The following is a 532-nucleotide window of genomic DNA, read 5'->3' on the forward strand; positions in this document are numbered from 1 at the left end:
GCCAAAATGCTCGCAAGCACTACACCATTTTGATTCCACGGAAAAATTTTAGAGCGATGGTTTTGCCAAAAAGTTTCTATCACTTGCCTGGTTTTTTCGTACTCTTGTTTATGACGGACATTGCGCTCCAGCGGAGCCATATCCCGTGCTAAAAACAACGGCGTATCCAGCAAAGTTAAATCACCTGGCTCATAACTTAAGAGTTTTTTCTCAACTAACTGATAAGAATGACGAATTTCAATTAAATCAAGTCGTTTACGCTGTGCTTCAAAATCAATATCATCCAGTTCTGATACCGAGTCGCTACCCGCCGTACTGACTTTATTGTCATCTATTAGTAAATCTGTGCGTACTGCTGCACTGGCATAAATAAAACCACCCAATACCTTGTCTAAGCACGATTTAGTCGCAATACCGGCTACGCGTAAATTAACGATTGTGGGCTTGGGGACCGCTTTCACTAAGCCAGCATCACGGAACAGCGGTGCCACTTGCTCAATATCACGGACCTGTTTAAGCAAGCGTCCTGCGC

The 532-nt window shown here is 43.8% G+C and carries 1 protein-coding gene; it reads right to left on the reverse strand.

Features of this window, described 5'->3' with window-relative positions:
* On the reverse strand, positions 1-532 hold a 532-nt coding region (locus FJV41_RS55385; RefSeq protein WP_220137993.1), incomplete at both ends, for a hypothetical protein.

The sequence above is a fragment of the Myxococcus llanfairpwllgwyngyllgogerychwyrndrobwllllantysiliogogogochensis genome (assembly GCF_006636215.1).
Taxonomy (GTDB): Bacteria; Myxococcota; Myxococcia; order Myxococcales; family Myxococcaceae; genus Myxococcus; species Myxococcus llanfairpwllgwyngyllgogerychwyrndrobwllllantysiliogogogochensis.